Source organism: Sporosarcina ureilytica (assembly GCF_001753205.1).
Taxonomy (GTDB): Bacteria; Bacillota; Bacilli; order Bacillales_A; family Planococcaceae; genus Sporosarcina; species Sporosarcina ureilytica.
In genome coordinates this window covers 2,327,459-2,346,068 of the sequence record NZ_CP017560.1, presented here as the reverse complement: position 1 = coordinate 2,346,068, position 18,610 = coordinate 2,327,459, and the positions used below count along the sequence as shown (strand labels likewise).

The 18,610-nt window shown below is 39.4% G+C and carries 21 protein-coding genes; 17 read left to right on the top strand and 4 right to left on the bottom strand.

The window, feature by feature from the left end:
- Positions 1 to 7: 7 nt before the first annotated feature.
- Entirely contained in the window at positions 8 to 913 is a 906-nt protein-coding gene (locus BI350_RS11620) for an AEC family transporter (protein WP_075528267.1), read from the bottom strand.
- A 637-nt stretch (positions 914 to 1,550) separates the two neighbouring features.
- On the opposite strand from BI350_RS11620, the gene BI350_RS11615 reads away from it, so the two are divergent.
- Together BI350_RS11615 and BI350_RS11610 are read left to right on the top strand one after the other, a co-directional pair.
- Positions 1,551 to 1,991: a DinB family protein gene (locus tag BI350_RS11615; RefSeq protein ID WP_281181725.1), complete on the top strand. Its 441-nt coding sequence runs from the start codon at positions 1,551 to 1,553 to the stop codon at positions 1,989 to 1,991.
- Positions 1,992 to 2,015: 24 nt separating this feature from the next.
- The gene (locus tag BI350_RS11610; RefSeq protein ID WP_075528265.1) at positions 2,016 to 2,333 is read left to right on the top strand and encodes a thioredoxin family protein; all 318 of its coding nucleotides are present in this window, start codon (positions 2,016 to 2,018) and stop codon (positions 2,331 to 2,333) included.
- A 102-nt stretch (positions 2,334 to 2,435) separates the two neighbouring features.
- Here the strand turns inward: BI350_RS11610 and BI350_RS11605 are convergent, their stop codons facing one another.
- Positions 2,436 to 3,239 carry a DUF2935 domain-containing protein gene (locus BI350_RS11605; RefSeq protein ID WP_245698254.1) on the bottom strand — a complete coding sequence of 268 codons (804 nt, stop codon included), beginning with the start codon at positions 3,237 to 3,239 and terminating at the stop codon, positions 2,436 to 2,438.
- 207 nt (positions 3,240 to 3,446) lie between these two features.
- Between BI350_RS11605 and thiD the strand changes: the two genes are divergently transcribed.
- On the top strand, positions 3,447 to 4,274 hold the full coding sequence (gene thiD, locus BI350_RS11600) for a bifunctional hydroxymethylpyrimidine kinase/phosphomethylpyrimidine kinase (protein ID WP_075528263.1): 828 nt from the start codon (positions 3,447 to 3,449) through the stop codon (positions 4,272 to 4,274).
- Between the two features lie 21 nt (positions 4,275 to 4,295).
- Positions 4,296 to 5,411 carry an NAD(P)/FAD-dependent oxidoreductase gene (locus tag BI350_RS11595; RefSeq protein ID WP_075528262.1) on the top strand — a complete coding sequence of 372 codons (1,116 nt, stop codon included), beginning with the start codon at positions 4,296 to 4,298 and terminating at the stop codon, positions 5,409 to 5,411.
- 51 nt (positions 5,412 to 5,462) lie between these two features.
- Here BI350_RS11595 and BI350_RS11590 read toward each other — a convergent pair whose 3' ends face one another.
- Positions 5,463 to 6,023 (bottom strand): thioredoxin family protein, encoded by a 561-nt coding sequence (locus BI350_RS11590; protein ID WP_342672177.1) that lies wholly within the window; start codon positions 6,021 to 6,023, stop codon positions 5,463 to 5,465.
- A gap of 119 nt (positions 6,024 to 6,142) precedes the next feature.
- Between BI350_RS11590 and BI350_RS17320 the strand changes: the two genes are divergently transcribed.
- The 4 genes from BI350_RS17320 to BI350_RS11575 all read left to right on the top strand — a co-directional run bounded on the left by BI350_RS17320 (position 6,143) and on the right by BI350_RS11575 (position 9,848).
- The gene (locus BI350_RS17320) at positions 6,143 to 6,265 is read left to right on the top strand and encodes a hypothetical protein (RefSeq protein ID WP_281181724.1); all 123 of its coding nucleotides are present in this window, start codon (positions 6,143 to 6,145) and stop codon (positions 6,263 to 6,265) included.
- A gap of 500 nt (positions 6,266 to 6,765) precedes the next feature.
- Entirely contained in the window at positions 6,766 to 7,839 is a 1,074-nt protein-coding gene (locus tag BI350_RS11585; protein ID WP_075528260.1) for a branched-chain amino acid aminotransferase, read from the top strand.
- A gap of 117 nt (positions 7,840 to 7,956) precedes the next feature.
- Positions 7,957 to 9,108 carry a YeiH family protein gene (locus BI350_RS11580; protein ID WP_075528259.1) on the top strand — a complete coding sequence of 384 codons (1,152 nt, stop codon included), beginning with the start codon at positions 7,957 to 7,959 and terminating at the stop codon, positions 9,106 to 9,108.
- Positions 9,109 to 9,254: 146 nt separating this feature from the next.
- Positions 9,255 to 9,848 carry a YhcN/YlaJ family sporulation lipoprotein gene (locus BI350_RS11575; RefSeq protein ID WP_075528258.1) on the top strand — a complete coding sequence of 198 codons (594 nt, stop codon included), beginning with the start codon at positions 9,255 to 9,257 and terminating at the stop codon, positions 9,846 to 9,848.
- Positions 9,849 to 9,904: 56 nt separating this feature from the next.
- Here BI350_RS11575 and BI350_RS11570 read toward each other — a convergent pair whose 3' ends face one another.
- Positions 9,905 to 10,810 (bottom strand): aldo/keto reductase, encoded by a 906-nt coding sequence (locus tag BI350_RS11570; protein ID WP_075528257.1) that lies wholly within the window; start codon positions 10,808 to 10,810, stop codon positions 9,905 to 9,907.
- Positions 10,811 to 10,892: 82 nt separating this feature from the next.
- Between BI350_RS11570 and BI350_RS11565 the strand changes: the two genes are divergently transcribed.
- The 9 genes from BI350_RS11565 (at position 10,893) to BI350_RS11525 (ending at position 18,608) form a co-directional block, all read left to right on the top strand.
- Positions 10,893 to 11,438, top strand: a complete 546-nt coding sequence (locus BI350_RS11565; RefSeq protein ID WP_075528256.1) for an NUDIX hydrolase — start codon at positions 10,893 to 10,895, stop codon at positions 11,436 to 11,438.
- Positions 11,439 to 11,491: 53 nt separating this feature from the next.
- Positions 11,492 to 12,007: a hypothetical protein gene (locus BI350_RS11560; protein ID WP_075528255.1), complete on the top strand. Its 516-nt coding sequence runs from the start codon at positions 11,492 to 11,494 to the stop codon at positions 12,005 to 12,007.
- A gap of 91 nt (positions 12,008 to 12,098) precedes the next feature.
- Positions 12,099 to 12,551: a ferric iron uptake transcriptional regulator gene (fur, locus tag BI350_RS11555; protein ID WP_075528254.1), complete on the top strand. Its 453-nt coding sequence runs from the start codon at positions 12,099 to 12,101 to the stop codon at positions 12,549 to 12,551.
- A 238-nt stretch (positions 12,552 to 12,789) separates the two neighbouring features.
- Positions 12,790 to 13,692 carry a site-specific tyrosine recombinase XerD gene (xerD, locus tag BI350_RS11550; RefSeq protein WP_075528253.1) on the top strand — a complete coding sequence of 301 codons (903 nt, stop codon included), beginning with the start codon at positions 12,790 to 12,792 and terminating at the stop codon, positions 13,690 to 13,692.
- A 19-nt stretch (positions 13,693 to 13,711) separates the two neighbouring features.
- Entirely contained in the window at positions 13,712 to 14,908 is a 1,197-nt protein-coding gene (gene deoB, locus BI350_RS11545; RefSeq protein ID WP_075528252.1) for a phosphopentomutase, read from the top strand.
- 2 nt (positions 14,909 to 14,910) lie between these two features.
- Entirely contained in the window at positions 14,911 to 16,218 is a 1,308-nt protein-coding gene (locus BI350_RS11540; protein WP_075528251.1) for a pyrimidine-nucleoside phosphorylase, read from the top strand.
- An 808-nt stretch (positions 16,219 to 17,026) separates the two neighbouring features.
- Positions 17,027 to 17,380: an anti-sigma factor antagonist gene (locus BI350_RS11535; RefSeq protein WP_075528250.1), complete on the top strand. Its 354-nt coding sequence runs from the start codon at positions 17,027 to 17,029 to the stop codon at positions 17,378 to 17,380.
- Positions 17,370 to 17,816: an anti-sigma F factor gene (gene spoIIAB / locus BI350_RS11530; RefSeq protein ID WP_075528249.1), complete on the top strand. Its 447-nt coding sequence runs from the start codon at positions 17,370 to 17,372 to the stop codon at positions 17,814 to 17,816. The genes BI350_RS11535 and spoIIAB overlap by 11 nt, the downstream gene beginning before the upstream one ends.
- A gap of 3 nt (positions 17,817 to 17,819) precedes the next feature.
- The gene (locus BI350_RS11525) at positions 17,820 to 18,608 is read left to right on the top strand and encodes a SigF/SigG family RNA polymerase sporulation sigma factor (protein ID WP_075528248.1); all 789 of its coding nucleotides are present in this window, start codon (positions 17,820 to 17,822) and stop codon (positions 18,606 to 18,608) included.
- The last annotated feature ends 2 nt before the right edge of the window (positions 18,609 to 18,610 follow it).

The window sequence follows — 18,610 nt, the reverse complement described above, 5'->3', positions numbered from 1 at the left end:
TTTTTCTTCACGCGCCTAAAAAGAATAAGACAATGGGAATCGTAATAATACTAATGATTGTTGTAATAAACGTTGTAAATGAAACTAAATCGGGTTCTGTACCAAATTGCAGCGCAAACATCGTTGTATTGGCCGCGGCAGGCATTGCAGATTGTAAAATAATGACTGATCGTAATAAGTCATTCACCGGCATGAAATACAAAATGACTGCGGTAATGACCGGGGATGCGACCATTCTAATCACGGTAACCGCAGTCACATAACGATAAGCGACCTTTTTTCTACTAATCGCTGCAAGTTGCATGCCCAGCACGAGCATCACTGTCGGAATCGAAGCATCTGCAACTAAACTAATCCCATCCATCAACGGGGTTGGTAGCGTAATGGAAAATAATTGGCAGGCGACCCCAAAGATTGCTGCATAAATTAACGGCATCCGTATGACGCGCTGAAAGGATTGCTTTAACGTCGCTTTTTCTTCGCCACCAAGTGCTGCAAAAAAGATTCCAATAGTATTCATTAATAAAGATTGAAAGACCATCATAATGACCGCATAGTCAAATCCGACAGCGCCGAAAGCAAATAGCACAACAGGGGCTCCGTAATTGCCGCTGTTCATAAAGACGCCACCTAAAATCATAGCGGAAAGTTGTGGTCTCGTCGCTTTCATGAAATAGCCTGTCACCCATACGATGATGAATAATACAAGCGTAAGCACTAGGCATGCTACGATAATGTATAAATAATCTGCCGTTAATGGATTCGTAAAAAAAGTGCGAAACGCAAGAAATGGAGACATTAAATATAAGGCAACCGTTGAAATTGACTTAATATCAAAGCCAATTAAGCGCTGTCCAATAAATCCAATTGAAAAAATAATCAGCACAGGAAGGATAATTAAAAATAAATCCATAAAACTTCAACTCCGTTATGATGTACTATGAGTATCATAGCAGATGAATAGTTTTATAACATTGATCTATTCTATTTTCGTTGATTGCAGCGAAAAGTGTCTGTTTAAAGCGAAAGAAAGATGCAGCCTGTTTATCGAGCTTTAAAAGGATGACAGGGATTTTGAGATAAGAAAGTTATTTAAGTTATTTGCATTTATAAAAACTTATGTATAAGGAATCTCAGTTGATTGGAGTGCAGAGCGGCGACTCGGGTGGGATTAGCGAAAGCCGTCACAAAGAACGGTTTTTGCGAGTAAAAGCGAAGCGTTATGAGCATGAATATCGACCGGATGCCTTAATTTCTACAAAAACCGCAGAAATACGGCAAATCGCAATCTGCGTTTTGCGATTGGCTCACCGCACGCCCACCGAAAGCGTCCGCTCGGAACGTAAATCAACATAGTTTATTTGGCATTTTAAATAACGGACCACTTAACTAACCAAGATAAGAAAACCTCTGCTTAAAATAGTACCCACAAAAATTTGACTCAATCTTTCAAGCCAGAAATTTCAAATATGGCACATAATCAGCTAAAGTAATAAGTAGACATAGAATTAAAGGAGAGGATTTCAATCGAGACGATTCAACAATTAAGGTTGTCGCGTATGTATACAATTGGCCGGGTGAAAAGGGTAGATGATTCGAAGTGGGATTATCAACCTGAGGGCTTTAATAATAATATTCGTTGGCATGCTGGTCATATATTTGTAATTGTAGAGACATTCCTCCAAAAAAGCGTAAAATCATACGAGCCAAAATATCCGGAGTGGATTCCTTTGTTTGATGATGGATCAAGTCCAAGCGAATGGGGAGATGACGTTCCGTCAGGTGAAGAAATTTTGGCAGCGCTTCGTGAACAAATGGATTGGGTCGTTCCATTTATTGAAGACAAGCTAGACGGAAAAATGGACGAACCATTAGTAATCGGAGACGATATTATGACGTTTCGCACGATTGATGGCATCGTACAATTCTTATCTTGGCATGAAGGAACACATGCCGGCGTCATTCATGCATTAAATCTGTTAGAGAATTGATATATTCCTAAGGGGGATCATGAAATGGAAAAATTACAATCACTAGAACAATTTGAACAACTGAAAAATGAAGAGAGAACCATCTTTATGTTTACGGCAGATTGGTGCCCCGACTGCACGGTAATCGAGCCAATTTTACCGCGCATTGAAGTAGATTATCCCGAATACACGTTTATTTCTGTAGATCGTGATGAATTTATCGATTTATGTAGTGAAATGGACATTTTCGGCATTCCGAGTTTTGTTGCGTTTCATTCTGGTGAAGAAGTGGGGCGTTTTGTAAGTAAAGCCCGTAAATCACAGGAAGAAATTGAAGAGTTTATTAATGGCTTAGCTGATTAATCAGTTGATTACTTATAAAAAATGCCCATCCATTAAAATTGGATGGGCATTCTTATTGAGCTAATTAATGATGTTAGATAAAAAGTTAATCACTGTTAATACTTAATTGCTCAGCCTCGTTGGGTCTCCTTTTGGAGGAGGGATATCTGTCGTTTCGGATAACTTTAGTAAATAATACGTTTCTTCCCGCATCATATGATCAGCCATTTGTGCAGTGAATGTTCCGAGCGCCTCTTTATTGAGTTCCATTTCTTTTAATTCATCAAGAAAAGCTTTAAAAATGGTCATTTCTAAATTAATATCATTGTGAAATTTCCTTAAAGCGGGGAATTTCATGACATTTGTACGTAAGTATCCAGCCATTTCTACAGCTTTTAGGTAAAATGCCTCCCATTCTTTTGTGAATTTATGACTTTTCTTTTTTAACTGTTTTTCGGCTCCGTCCATATCCGCATTGATTGCTCCGGCATGTCCTGCTGCATCAAGAAGCCATAATAAGTCATGGTGAAGTGGATGGACAGGAGGCGCTTTTTCTCCTTTTTCAAAATATGAGAAAAGCCGAATCGCTTCTTCAACTTCATTCACCATATGATTTAAGAAAGATGGTGTTAAGGAGATTTTGATATCTCCAATTAAATGGGCTTGTATTAAGGTTAATTTAAAAGCTCGAATTTCCTCACTCGCTTCTTTTGCTTCTTTAGTTAACGCCAGTATAGACTGCTCATCCATCTCCTCTTTAGATGTTGCAAGAAGGCTTGTGAATCGTTCTTTGAAAGCATTGGCTTCTTCAATGTATGCTGTTTCACTAGGTGCCAATGAATCATGAATAAAGGAGCTATGGTCTTTCAATATTTCTAGCCAAAAATGCAGTTCAAATAGCACCTCTTGTTCGAATGTTTTTTGCAAACGATCCCCTCCATCTATCATCAGATTATTTATATGAAAAACAATTGAGTAAAATTACTTATAAAATTATTGAAGAACCAGTAGTTATAGTTGCTTTTTTATTTAAAACATGACATGTTCGTTTATAATATGAAATAGTATTGTCAAAACCATTCCAAATCGGGGTGTTTTTTTCAAGGCAGATGAATGAAATTGGGGGATATTTGAATGATACGTCGTGCATTATCGATTGCTGGATCTGCTGCGAGAGGCGGAGCCGGCATTCAAGCTGATTTAAAAACATTTCAAGAGTTAGGTGTTTTTGGGACGACTGCGGTCACAGCCATCGTCGCTCGAAACCCTAGAACGGGAGAAGGAATTTTCCCGCAGTCCATAGATGCAATTGAAGCGCAAGTCTATACCGTATTACGGGATATCGGGGCGGATGCGATAAAAACGGGTATGTTATTTACTGAAGAAATTATTACAAAGACGGCCGGATGGATTAAAGAGTCAGGCGTGAAACATGTTGTCGTTGATCCAGTTATGATTGGAAAAATTGGGTCAGTTTTATTAAAAGAAGACGCCATTGAAAGTATGAAAAAGGAATTACTTCCTTTGGCGACAATTATTACACCAAATATGCCTGAAGCTGCACAATTACTGGGAACGTCGGAACTTCTGACGATTGAAGACCTGAAATTGGCTGCGAAAGAATTACATGGGTTAGGTCCTGCGTATGTCCTCGTAAAAGGGGGAAGACTAGATGGACCGGCTGTCGATGTTTTATACGATGGACAACAATTTTATATGTTTGAAGCGCCGCGTATCGATACAATTCATACGAATGGGGCTGGCTGTACGTATTCAGCTGCGATTACGGCGGAACTTGCAAAAGGAAGCACAGTTCCTGAAGCAGTAGAGCATGCAAAAAAGTTTATTACAGCAGCCATTCGCCATTCATTTGGCTTTAAACAAGGCGTTGGGCCAACATTCCACGCAGCCTATGGAATGTATGACGAAACAGCATGTAAAACGTGGGTAGAAGAGAAGTAATCGGTAGTAGGAGTTGTATGTATGAATAAGTTTATCGTAATCGGTGCTGGGATTCTTGGGGCTTCCACGGCGTACCATTTGGCCAAATTAGGTGCTTCAGTGACTGTCATTGATAGAAAAGATCAAGGACAAGCAACAGATGCAGCTGCTGGAATTATTTGTCCGTGGTTATCTCAACGAAGAAATAAAGCATGGTATACGCTTGCTAAAAATGGTGCGGCTTATTATGAATCACTAATTGAAGCGTTAGAAGCCGATGGAGAAAAAGATACGGGTTACCGAAAAGTTGGGGCCATTAGCTTACATACTGAAACCGCAAAGCTCGAAGCAATGGAGGAACGGGCTACGAATAGAAGAATGGATGCACCCGAAATTGGAGAAGTTTATCGATTAAATGAAGACGATACAAACCAATTATTCCCTCCGCTAGATGAAGCCTATGCATCTGTCTACGTGAGTGGTGCGGCGAGAGTGAATGGACGTGCAGTGCGTGACGCATTAATTAACGGGGCCAAAAAGCATGGCGCAACTTTTATAGAAGATTCAGCTAGCCTACTCAATCAAGGCACAAATATTGAAGGTGTGAAAGTCGGGGAGCAAGTGATTCATGCTGATCGTGTGATCGTTACCGCGGGCGCCTGGGCTTCGGATTTATTATCGCCAATTGGCATTGACTTACAAGTAAAGGGCCAAAAAGCACAAATCGCTCATTTACAACTTGAAGGTGTTGAGCGTGCTCATATGCCTGTAGTCATGCCGCCAACGAACCAATATATTCTCACGTTTGATGATGGAGAAGTGGTCGTAGGTGCGACGTATGAAGACGGTAAAGAAGGGGATTTAAACGTGACTGCGGGTGGATTACATGAAATCTTACACAAAGCGTTGCAAGTTGCACCGGGTCTAAAAAGTGCAACTTATAAAGAAGCGCGTGTAGGATTTCGTCCGGTGACACCTAATTTCATGCCCATTATCGGCGAAGTCCCAAACATGACAGGTCTATTTTTAGCAAATGGCTTAGGTTCCTCAGGATTAACAGTCGGCCCTTATTTAGGCGGACAACTTGCGAAACTTGCGCTTGGCCAACAGGTTGAGATTGACCTAGACCTTTATCGTGTTGATCTTGCTTTGACCTAGTAACAAAAAACTCATGCAATGATTATTTTGCATGAGTTTTTATATGCATGATTAAATTTTTGATAAGGTTTCTTTCATACTTATATACGCGCCATTCCATAAGTCGGCGTTTTCTTTAAACTCTTTTCCTGTGATCGCAATCAATTCTTTGAATTTTTCATCATATTCTTCGGACTCTTTTGGCGGTAAATCTTTTCTAAGCTCATCAACATATTGTTTTGTTTTATCAGCAATTGGTCCCCATTTCGCGATTTCATCGCCATTTTCATTGATGAAAATCATAATCGGGATGGTCCTTGATTTTCCGTTTGTTAAATATTGATCCATAAGTTCTAAGTTTTCATCACGTAACAAAAATTTAATGGGCATGTTTGCTTTTTCCGAAAGTCGAAGTAAAACTGGAATGTTTAACATACAATGACCGCACCAAGGTTCGGCTAATACGACAGCACGCACGTTTTTTTCATTTAATTGTTGAAGAAAAGTTTCATCATTTTCAACACTGAAACTTTCGTAAATATGGTTGAACGCTTCTTTATGTTTATCTAGCGTTTCCATATACTGTTCAGGCGTCAAACCTTTATTGAACCACTCATTTAAACCCACATCCATCATCTCCCATTCTTAATTCATACTTAAAGTGTACGGAATATTGCGTAATAGGTAAACTGAAATGCATTATCATAAAAGCACAAATATGGTCCAAGCTTATGGTACGGAGGTGAATGAATGTGAGTAAGAAAAAACGTGGGAATGAAAAAGACCGTGAAGAATATGGCTATGGATATGATAAAAGTGTAGACGATCTAAAAGTAACCGGACAAAATGACGCAGCTAAAAAGAAGAAAAAGTAATCCTTGGAATTTGCTTAAGTCACTCATTTTGAATATAGGGTGACTTTAGCTATTAGCATTTGTCTAGAGTAAATTACACGAAATCACCAACATTAATGAGACTAAGACAGATCATATGTAAGTTATATGTGTTTAGAAATTTATATAAAAGGAATCTCTGTTGATTGGAGTGCAGAGCGGCGACTCCTGCGAGATTAAGCGTGACAGGTGAGACCCTGGACGGAGCGAAGCGAAGGAAGCGGCTCACCGCACGCCTCGCGGAAAGCGTCCGCTCGGAACGGAAATCAACATTTTATTTCGTATTTTAAAAATGAGATACTGTACTATCCAGGAGGAGAAAATATTTACTTAAAATAGTACCCACAAAAACATGACTCAGTTAGAATTGAAATGATGCTATTATTTCTGACTTTTTCGTAGTATACTAATTATTAAATCATTTACTTGCAGAAAATGTTATTGGTTTTGTGAAATTAAAATGGTAAGGAGACACGGGTATCATGACAGTACAAACAATCGAAGTCAAACTGAGTGAGTCAAAAAGAGAAAAGCCGTTAGCAGAGGAATTGCAATTTGGTAGAGTATTCACGGACCATATGTTTATTGCGGATTATTGTGAGGAAAAAGGATGGACAGACCATCGAGTAGTTCCTTATGAACCCCTAACACTTGATCCAGCAGCAATTATTTTTCATTATGGGCAAACGGTATTTGAAGGATTGAAAGCCTATTTATCTAAAGAAGGGAAAATCCGTTTATTCCGTCCGGAGCAAAATATGCGCCGTATGAATCAATCGTGTGAACGTCTATGCATGCCGCAAATTGACGAAGAGTTTGCACTTGAAGCATTGAAGCAATTACTCATTGTAGATAAAGACTGGATTCCTAAAGCAGAGGGGACCTCACTCTACATTAGACCTTTCATGATTGCAACTGAGCCTTATTTAGGGGTTGCGCCTTCAACCAAATATCGTTTTATGATTATTTTGTCGCCAGTTGGTTCTTATTACAAAGAAGGAATTCATCCAGTGAAAATTTTAGTCGAAAACGAATACGTTCGAGCTGTTTCTGGAGGAACTGGAACAGCAAAGACAGCAGGTAACTATGCGGCGGGATTAAAAGCACAAGAAATAGCAGCACAAAAAGGTTATTCACAAGTTCTTTGGTTAGATGGTGTGGAGAAAAAGTACATAGAAGAAGTAGGAAGTATGAACGTTTTCTTCAAAATTAATGGGGAAGTCATTACACCTGAACTGAATGGCAGTATATTGGAAGGGATCACAAGAAAATCCATTATCCAATTACTAAAGCATTGGAATATCCCAGTGATTGAGCGCAAAATTTCAATGGAAGAACTGAAAGAAGCGCATGCAAATGGGGCGTTAGAAGAAGCGTTTGGAACGGGAACAGCGGCAGTTATTTCCCCAATTGGCGAATTTAATTGGCAGGATGAAAAGTTTGTTGTGAATGAAGGGAAAACAGGCGAACTGTCTAAACAATTATATGATACATTAACGGGCATACAAACAGGGACGGTTGAGGATCCATTTAATTGGGGCGTAGAAGTCGATTGATGTGTGCAACTTTTAGATAAAAAAGAAGTAGGAGAGGAGCTTGGTTTCCTCTTCTATTTTTGTTCGTTTCAAGACCTATTTTAAAAGTAATTTACACCAAAGGAATTGAGGGATGATTTGAGAAAAGAAAGTAGTGTAAAGAATAAATTTCTTAATTATGTACCAGGCGTAGCGATTTGCCTTGCAGTCATATTAATTGGCATTTATTTTGCGGACTTATTAGGTTTGTTATTGAACGCTTTGAATGTGTTGCCTGCGGGTAGTTCTAGTCCGATATCAGGTATTTTCGTAGCCATTTTACTCGGTATTTTAATACGAAACACAATTGGGCTATCCGAAATGTTTATGGATGGGATTAAGTTTTCCCTTAAATACTTATTGCGAGCGGGTATCATTTTACTTGGGCTACGCCTGAGTCTTGTTGAAGCTTTAAAGCTTGGTGCTTGGGGATTACCGTTAATTATCCTTTGTATTGCTTGCGGTTTAACGGTTACTTTATATTTCACAAAAAAGATGAACCAGTCCAAGCGGCTAGGAACGTTAATTGCTTCCGGAACGGGAATTTGTGGAGTGACAGCAATAATGGCAACGGCACCTGTCGTTAAAGCGAAAGATAATGAAATCTCCTACGCGGTAGCAAACATTACAATGTTCGGGTTAGTCAGTATGTTATTTTACCCGTATTTGGCTCATTTCTTTTTTGCTGATCATCCTATCAAAGCAGGCTTATTTTTAGGAACTGCGATTCACGACACAGCACAAGTAACGGGTGCGGCACTGATTTACAATCAGATGTATGGAATGGAAAAGGTGATTGATGTTGCGACTGTCACCAAATTAACAAGAAATTTATTTATCATTGCAGTCATTCCGTTTATTTCCTATCTTTTTTTGAGAAATGTTGAACAAGTAGAGGGAGAGGAAACAAAACAAGTACCTAAATGGTATACGCTTATTCCACTATTTGTCATTGGTTTCTTACTTCTAGCATTGATTCGAACCGTTGGAGATATGACGATAGCCCGTGGCGACCAAGCATTTGGCGTATTAAATGTCGCGACATGGGAGCGTTTTTACACAGCATTCAGTTCATTCGGTTCAACTTATTTACTCGGGGCCGCAATGGCAGGTGTTGGTTTATCGACAAATTTAAAAATGTTTAAAGGCCTTGGATTAAAGCCATTTATGATTGGACTAGTTGCAGCATTTTCCGTCAGTATCATGAGTTTAATTTTAATTTCATTATTCGGTGGTTTAGTAACGATTTAAGTTATTCCGCAGTAATCCTAATACATCTCTTATTAAAAAATGATTGTATATTATTTTGAGTTTTAAGGTGAAATATTAATTGTGAATACATAAAAACTCCCAACTTAGGTCATGCTAGTACTGAAATTAAATTAGGGAGGAATTTGATGAAGAAATTAATAATGTTGATGGTGGCTGCACTCGTCGCATTGGCACTCGTTGGTTGTATGAATAAAAATAATAACAACAAAGATCACTCCATTGATAATAATGCGGTTGAGGATGGGGTGAATAACAAAAATAATACGACAGAGAACAATGTAGACAATGGCGTTGACCATAACGGTGAATCGCGATTGGATGTATCTGAGGATGCTGCTAATAAGGTAGAGGAATTAGAAGAGGTAGACAGTGCCACGGTTATTGTCACGGACAATAATGCTTACGTTGCTGTTGTTTTGAATAACAATGGCGGAACGACCACAGATAATAATGCTAATAACAACGATACGACCACAAATAATAACAATAACGACAATGCGACAACTGAAGATGAACTATCCAAGGATTTGGAAGATAAAATTGCGGAAAAAGTTCGGGAAGTGAATCAGGACGTTGAAAATGTCTATGTCTCTTTAAACCCTGATTTTGTTGAACGGATGAAAGATTATCAAACACGCATTAATGAAGGCGATCCAATCGAAGGTTTCTTTGATGAATTTGGACAAGCAGTTCGAAATGTCTTCCCGGATGCACGATAAATGAACAACTTTGCTGGCCAAACACTAGCGAGAGCCTGTAAGAACACCGACCAAGATTATTCGAGTCGGTGTTCTTTATATTGGTGTTGCGTTGTCATATTCCGTAATATCTCTAATGTTCCGATTGAGCTTCCTTTTTTATAAGCGATAATGGAGTCGAGTAATTGTTGCTTAGATTTAGCACCAACTAATGCGGAAGAAACAGATTGTTCATTTAGCACAAATACAATTGCAACGGCGTGTAAATCGTCAAAATTTTTGTGTAAGTCTTCAAGTGTTTCAATTAATTCCTTTTTATTATAGGAGGCAAATCCTTTTAAGGCTTTTTCTTTTGAAGTTCCATCCAATGTTAGGAAGCCCTTCGCAATCGTTCCTCTCGTAATTATAGAAGCACCGAGACCTTCAATCATAGAAAACCATTCTTCAGGCCTTCTATCAAGTACACTGTACTGCATCATGACTGAAATGGCTGAACTTTTTTCGAGAAATCGTTTAATCACAGTAGGGCGTATTGATGAAATGCCATATTGTAAAATGAGTCCTTCCTTTTTCAAACTTTCAAAAGCATCAATTGTCTCATCAACATGGTCTTCTATCGTGCCACCATGTAATTGGTATAAGTCAATGTAGTCCGTTCCTAGTCTTCGAAGACTCTGTTTAACAGCTTCTGTAATATGTTTTTTAGTCGGATTCCATGACCAACTTTTTCCATCTGCATTCAGTTTATTTCCCACTTTTGTTGCGAGTACAATATCATTTCTTCGTCCTTTTAATAAAGAGGCGATGAATTCTTCATTTTTCCCACCATCATATAAATCAGCCGTATCGAAAAAGTTGATTCCGGCATGAAGTGCGGCGTCAAAAATCTCATTCGCTTCTGATAAATTATTAGGTAATGACATGGCACCGAAACCAAGTTCGGATACGAATAGGCCACTCGTACCTAGTTCTCTTTTCTTCATCATCACACCACCTTCTATGCTTCCATGGTACAATGATAAGACGATAAATTCCACTTACAAAGAGTAGAAAGGAAAGCGGCCAATGAAAAATTATGAGGAAAAAACCATTGCAACAAATTCCATTTATAACGGTAAGATCATCTCTCTGCAAGTCGATGACGTTGAATTACCAGACGGCAATCATTCAAAACGAGAATTGGTAAAACATCCAGGCGCAGTCGCAATAATTCCAATTACGGACGAGGGGAAAATCATTGTCGTAAAGCAGTATAGAAAAGCATTAGAACGAACGATTGTTGAAATTCCAGCCGGTCGAATTGAACCAAATGAAGATCCGAAGTTAACTGCAATTCGTGAACTCGAAGAAGAAACAGGATTCGGGACGAATGACATTACATATTTACAATCCTTCGCAACTTCTCCAGGTTTTGCGGATGAGATTATTCATCTTTACGTGGCCAAGGAACTGTATGCAATTGAAAATCCTGCTGAAGGTGATGAAGACGAATTCATTGAACGATTAGAAGTAAGCGTCGAGGAAGCAGAAAAGATGGTCGCTTCCGGTGAAATATATGATGCCAAGACGGCTTTTGCAATTCTTTATGTAAAACATCAATTAAATATGTAAATATTTTTCGGGGGACGAGCATAGGTTGTACTAAATAGACGGAGGTGCAGCCGATGACCCGTTCCTTATCTTTTACTTATTTATTTATTATTTTAGCCGTTAGTTATTTGGGTGGGACATTGTTATTTAGAGAATTGTCAGTAGGGTCAGTTGAAAAGATATTAATTATGTTCGATGCCAGGGTCGTGGAAGGACGTGATGCGAGTCTACTATTTCCGGTCACGACAACGGTACTCTTTTTTGTTCTAGCACTCGCATTTTCACGCTTTAAATATAGCCGTTTTTTAGTCGTTTTTACGGGCGCTGTAAAATGCGTACTATTTGGCGTTTCTTCAGCATATTTGCTTGCGAAAGGGCTGAAGATCATTGAATATGCACTATGGTGGTTTCCTTTTCAACTATTAATTTGTTTTGCATTGCTTTTATATTGTGCGGTATTAACACCACCCTTTTTCTTGAAAACAACAGGTAGAAAAGAACGTAATAACCGCGGTTTAATAACAGTAGCAATGTGTGCGGTACTTTTAATCGGACTTGAGTATACGATTTTCTTTTTAATTATTAAGTGATTCATAGTCTACTAGCTTCCCCATCTTCCCTTTCAGTTGTTTTCTATAAAGCATATTTGGTATAATGAATTCAGTTTGAGGGGGGCGTCTGATGAAAAGCCGAATCGATCGAATAAAGAAACAGCTGCACGCGGCCAGCTATAAATTGACGCCGCAACGTGAAGCGACGGTTTTGGTCCTCCTTGAGCACGAGGCGGACCATTTAAGTGCCGAAGACGTCTTTTTACTAGTGAAAGAAAAATCGCCAGAAATCGGCCTAGCAACCGTATACCGGACATTAGAGTTATTAACTGACTTAAAAATTGTGGATAAAATTAATTTCGGTGACGGTGTGTCACGCTTTGACCTTCGAAAAGAAGGTGCTAATCACTTTCATCATCATCTGATTTGTATTGAATGTGGTAAGGTGGAAGAAATTCAAGAAGATCTGCTTGGGGATGTTGAAAAAATCGTAGAAAGTCGTTGGGAATTTACGATTAAAGACCATTGGCTAACCTTTCATGGGATTTGTAAAACATGTAAAGTGGATGAAGGCGAAAATTAACTACTGAAAAGGGGATGGCTACGTGCTGTCCCTTTTGGCGTTTTTAAAGGTCTTTTGAACGAGTTGATGGCTTTTGATTTGTGCATCTACCTTCCGAAGCTGGAAAAATGAAAGCTGAAGTGTCCCGAGAGGATAGCGCCTGAAGTTGTAAAAACGTCCGTCAGGGATGGAAATCAACATTGTTCGTATGATGTAACTTAACCAAATCATTTTTACTTCATGATAGGAGGGTTTTTTAGTGAAGGAAGCTCGCTTAGCGTTGGAAGATTATCTTCATTTTTTACAAGTAGAGCGCCAATTAGCAGCAAATACAATTACTTCTTATAATCGAGACTTAACAGATTATATTGATTTTCTAGTAGAAAATCAGATAACAAATGTCGATGCGATTACACGTAGGGAAATTATTTTATATTTGCAAAAAATGAAAGAAACAGGTAAGTCAACGCGGACTGTTTCAAGGTATATTTCTTCAATCCGTTCATTTCATCAATTTTTACTTCGCGAAAAAGTAGCGACGGATGATCCAACAGTTCATTTAGAACTACCTAAAATTGAACAAAAGTTACCGAATGTTTTATCTATGAGTGAAGTGGATAGATTAATAGAAGCACCTGACAGAAATAAAGCGCAAGGTAAAAGAGATTACGCCTTACTAGAAATTTTATACGGTACGGGCATGCGTGTCAGCGAACTTATCGCACTCGATGTAAATGATATTCACTTATCAATGGGGTTTGTGCGCGTTTTTGGAAAGGGCGGGAAGGAAAGAATTGTCCCACTTGGTAATAAAGCGATTGAAGCTTGCACAGTTTATATAAATGAGGCAAGACGTAAAATGGTTTCGAAATCATCTACGCCTGAAGATGCGTTATTTGTAAATATGCGCGGGGGGAGATTATCGAGACAAGGGTGTTGGAAAATTATAAAAGGGTATGCAGTAGAGGCGAATCTAAAAAAAGATTTAACACCGCATATTTTACGTCATTCATTCGCCACGCATTTAATTGAAAACGGTGCAGATTTGAGAGCGGTGCAAGAAATGCTAGGTCATTCTGATATTTCAACTACACAAATCTATACACACGTAAGTCGTTCGCGGCTTAAAGAAGTCTATACAAAACATCACCCACGAGCTTAATTTAGAGGAGGAAATTTATATGAAAAACGAAACATTTAAAAGGGTCCACCTAATCGTATTGGACTCTGTTGGAATTGGAGAAGCGCCGGATGCTCATTTATATGGAGATGAAGGGGCAGATACGCTTGGTCATATTGCAAGAGAAATGAAAGGTTTACATATGCCGAATATGGCGAAGCTCGGACTTTCGAATATTCGACCTATCGAAGGCGTACCAGTCGCGGATGAACCGCTGGCGATGTATGGAAAAATGCAAGAAGCTTCCGTTGGGAAAGATACAATGACTGGCCACTGGGAAATTATGGGGCTCAACATTGACAAACCTTTTAAAGTCTATCCGAATGGATTTTCTGAGGAATTAATTGCTGAATTAGAACAGCGAACTGGCAGAAAAGTGATTGGGAATAAACCAGCAAGTGGTACAGCGATTATCGATGAATTAGGCGAGGAGCATATGAAGACAGGCGCACTCATCGTCTATACTTCCGCGGATCCAGTGCTACAAATCGCGGCTCATGAAGATATCATTCCAATTGACGAGCAATACAGAATTTGCGAAATTGCCCGGGAAATTACGTTGGCACCCGAATATCTAGTCGGACGAATTATTGCAAGACCATTTGTCGGAACACCTGGAAACTTTACAAGAACAGCGAACCGTCATGATTATGCGTTAAAGCCATTCGAACGTACAGTTATGAATGAATTACAAGATGCGGATTATGATGTGATTGCGATAGGAAAAATTTCCGATATTTTCAATGAAGAGGGGATTACTGAATCTGTTCGAACGGTTAGCAATATGGATGGGGTCGATAAATTAATTGATGTGATGAAGAAAGATTTCCACGGATTAAGCTTTGTAAATCTTGTTGACTTTGACGCATTATTTGGTCATCGAAGAGATCCAATTGGCTATGGAAAAGCACTTGAAGAATTCGACGCACGACTGGACGAAATTATGAGCGTACTAAGAGAAGATGATTTACTCATTATTACTGCCGATCATGGTAATGATCCAACCCATGCTGGAACGGACCATACACGGGAGTTTGTACCGTTACTAGCGTATTCGCCGTCCTTTGAATCAGGAGGAGAAATGCCAGTGAATGAAACTTTTTCAGATATCGGTGCAACGATTGCAGATAATTTTAACGTGAAGTTACCGCAATTTGGTGAAAGCTTTTTACCATTATTAAAAGAACGGGTGAAATAATTATGGTACGTATGGTGGATGTTATAGAAAAAAAGCGTAACGGAGAAGTATTGACGAAAGCTGAAATTGAACTTTTTGTAAATGGCTATACAGATGGAACGATTCCTGATTATCAAGCAAGTGCTTTTCTGATGGCGGTTTATTTCAAAGGCATGAATGCAGAAGAACAAGCACATTTGACATTAGCAATGGTAGAGTCTGGGGAACAAATCGATTTATCGGCAATCGAAGGTGTGAAGGTTGATAAACATTCAACAGGCGGCGTAGGAGATACGACAACGTTAATTCTCGTACCTCTCGTTGCGGCTTGCGGTGTTCCGGTTGCGAAAATGAGTGGAAGAGGCCTCGGTCATACTGGAGGCACGCTCGATAAACTTGAGGCAATGAAAGGTTTTCATATTGAATTAACGAAAGAGCAATTTGTAAAACAAGTAAATGACTTGAAACTTGCGGTAATTGGACAAAGCGGAAACTTAACACCTGCTGACCAGAAGATTTATGCATTACGTGATGTCACAGCGACAGTTGACAGCATTCCGCTCATTGCAAGTTCAATTATGAGTAAAAAAATCGCAGCTGGTGCGGATGCCATTGTACTTGATGTAAAATCAGGTGAAGGTGCATTTATGAAAACCCTTGAAGATTCAAAAGCGCTAGCACAAGCGATGGTTGCAATCGGGAATGAAGTGGGCCGTAATACGATGGCGATTATTTCTGACATGAGTCAGCCACTAGGAAATGCAATTGGCAATGCGCTAGAAGTTACGGAAGCCATTGAGACACTACAAGGAAAAGGCCCTGAAGATTTAACGGAGTTATGTCTCACACTAGGCAGCCAAATGGTTGTACTAGGCGGGCAGGCCGAGTCACTTGAAGAAGCAAGAAAGATGTTAAAAGAAGTTATTCAAAACGGCAAGGCGCTCCAGTTATTCGGTGATTTAATTGAAGCGCAAGGCGGAGATAGAACCGTAATTGAAGACCCTTCACGCCTGCCAAGGGCACAATATCAAATTCCAGTCGTTGCCAGTCGATCTGGTTATGTAACAAAAATGGAAGCAGATGATATCGGCATAGCGGCGATGTTACTCGGGGCTGGTAGGGCCACAAAAGAAGATAAGATTGACCTAGCCGTGGGCATCGTATTAAATAAAAAAGTCGGTGACTACGTGGAAAAGGGCGAGACGCTTGCAATCTTACATGCGAACTCTGAGGACGTTACCCAATCAACAGAGTTGCTTTTGCAACATATTCATATTGAGGATGCAAAGATTACACCTCCTCCATTAATTGGAGAAATCATAACAAAATAATGATTCACAAACTCTTCGCTAAGGTCAAAAATCTTAGTCGAAGAGTTTTTTGTTTGTTTAAAAATATTATTTGGAATAAATGACTATTTTCACGGACACTTAAATGGGATGGGGTGAGTGTACTCAACTGTTTCTAAGTTAGTGTGAACTTTTGCGAAGTAGGATGGGTCTGTTTTCGAGTATGTTCAATCTGTTATGAGCTATTCAACCTTAAAATCAGAGCTAATTTTAATAATGTAAAGAATTAAGTTTATAATTGATTTTTTAAATAGTGAAAAACGAAAATTAGGTTTGATATCCTGTCGATTGTTTATGTATAGAGGTGTCTTCGTTGATTGGAGTGGAAGGCGCCGACTCCTGTGGGATTAGCGAAAGCCGTAACGAAGAACGGCTTTTGCGAGTAAAAGCGAAGCGTTATGAGCAGGAATATCCAACAGGATGCCTTAATTTCTGCAAAAACCGCAGAAATACGGCAAATCGCAATCTCCGTTTTGCGATTGGCTCACCGCCCGCCCCACGGAAAGCGTGCGCCTGGAACGGAAATCAACAACGTTGGGATTCCAACCTGTAAATCTAGAATATATTCAATCACTAACAGACGTCCCAATATCCATGAAATCAACTTCCAAAGAAACATTATGAATTTTTCTATCTCGTATGTGTAATTTAGGTTACGAATGCACATACTTAGAGGAGGACCAAACTTTGTCGAAACATAAGAAGTTTTTTCGTTCAATGACTAGTTTTGTCACCGGGAAGGATTCTCTTAATCCGATGTGGAAAGAAGGGCGTGAAGGAGGGGTTCACTGTGGCAAATATTGAAATTACAGAGAACGGAATATTAGTAGTGACATTGTATGGGGAACTAGATAACCATGAGGCAAACGGGATTAGAACAAATATATCTTCCGCTATTTTCGCAGGTCAAGTGAAGGCTGTGATATGGGATTTAGAGAAGCTTGGATTTATGGATAGTGCGGGAATTGGGTTAATCCTTGGTAGGATGCGCGATCTTGCACCTTTTGGTGGAGAGACGCTTATTTTAAATCCTTCTGTCACAATGGAAAAGATTTTTAGTTTTTCAGGTCTTGAAAAGAATATTAGACATTGTACGGTCGATCAGGCGATCGGGGAAATAGGAGGGGTTTTACATGAACAATGAGATGATGTTATCTTTTGTTGCAATCGAAGAAAACGAGGCACTTGCGAGGATGGCAATGACTTGTTTTATCACCCCGCTCGATCCGACAATCGAAGAAATCTCTGAATTTAAAACGATTGTCTCAGAAGCGGTGACGAATGCGATACTTCATGGATATGACTGCGATGGAAAGAGCATCGTTACCATCCATGCAACGATTGAGGATGATAAAGTGACAATGACAGTTCGTGATGAAGGCGCGGGAATTGCTGACATTGAACAAGCAATGGAGCCGATGTACACAACTCGTCCTCATATGGAGCGTTCAGGAATGGGTTTTACAATAATGGAAAGCTTTTCAGATAGTTTATCAGTTGAATCAAATGTTGGCTCAGGTACAGTCGTGAAATTTGAAAAACGATTTTCTCCGGTAACGGAAACGAGCAGAATGAGGTGACGTATGGACGCATCCGTTGAAAAGAAACATGCTTTATTGTCGCAGGAGAAGATGAGGGAACTAATTAAACTTTCACAAGAAGGCGATAAAGAGGCGCGGAAAACGATGATTGAAGGAAATACGCGTCTTGTATGGTCTATCGTTCAGCGGTTCGCTTCCCGCGGTGCAGATCCGGAAGATTTATTTCAAATTGGTTGTATCGGATTAATGAAGTCGATTGATAAATTTGATTTATCGTACGATGTAAAGTTTTCTACTTATGCTGTTCCGATGATTGTTGGAGAGATTCAACGATTTTTACGTGATGACGGCATGGTGAAAGTAAGTCGTTCGATTCGAGAACTGAGTTTTAAAATTCGCCATGCAACTGATAATTATGTAAAAGAAAGTGGACAAGCGCCTACGCTATCTGAAATTGCAGATATGCTAGATGTTAAATTGGAGGATGTCATATTAGCCTCGGACGCCTTGCGTGATCCTGCATCACTTCATGAGCAACTTTATGAAAATGAAGGAGATAGTTTAACGTTAATGGATCAGCTTCGTGATGATCGATCGGAAAAAGTCTTTAATCATATACCGTTAAGGGATGTCATTACTAGGCTTAATAAACGAGACCAGACAATTATTTATATGCGCTATTATTTAGATTATACACAAAGTGATATTGCTGAACGGATTGGCATATCACAAGTACAAGTTTCGCGGCTAGAGAAAAAAATACTAGCTCAGTTAAAAATGTGGATGGGGGCAAATACAGAGGAGAGTTCGGAAAAAGTGAGGACGGATTAAAA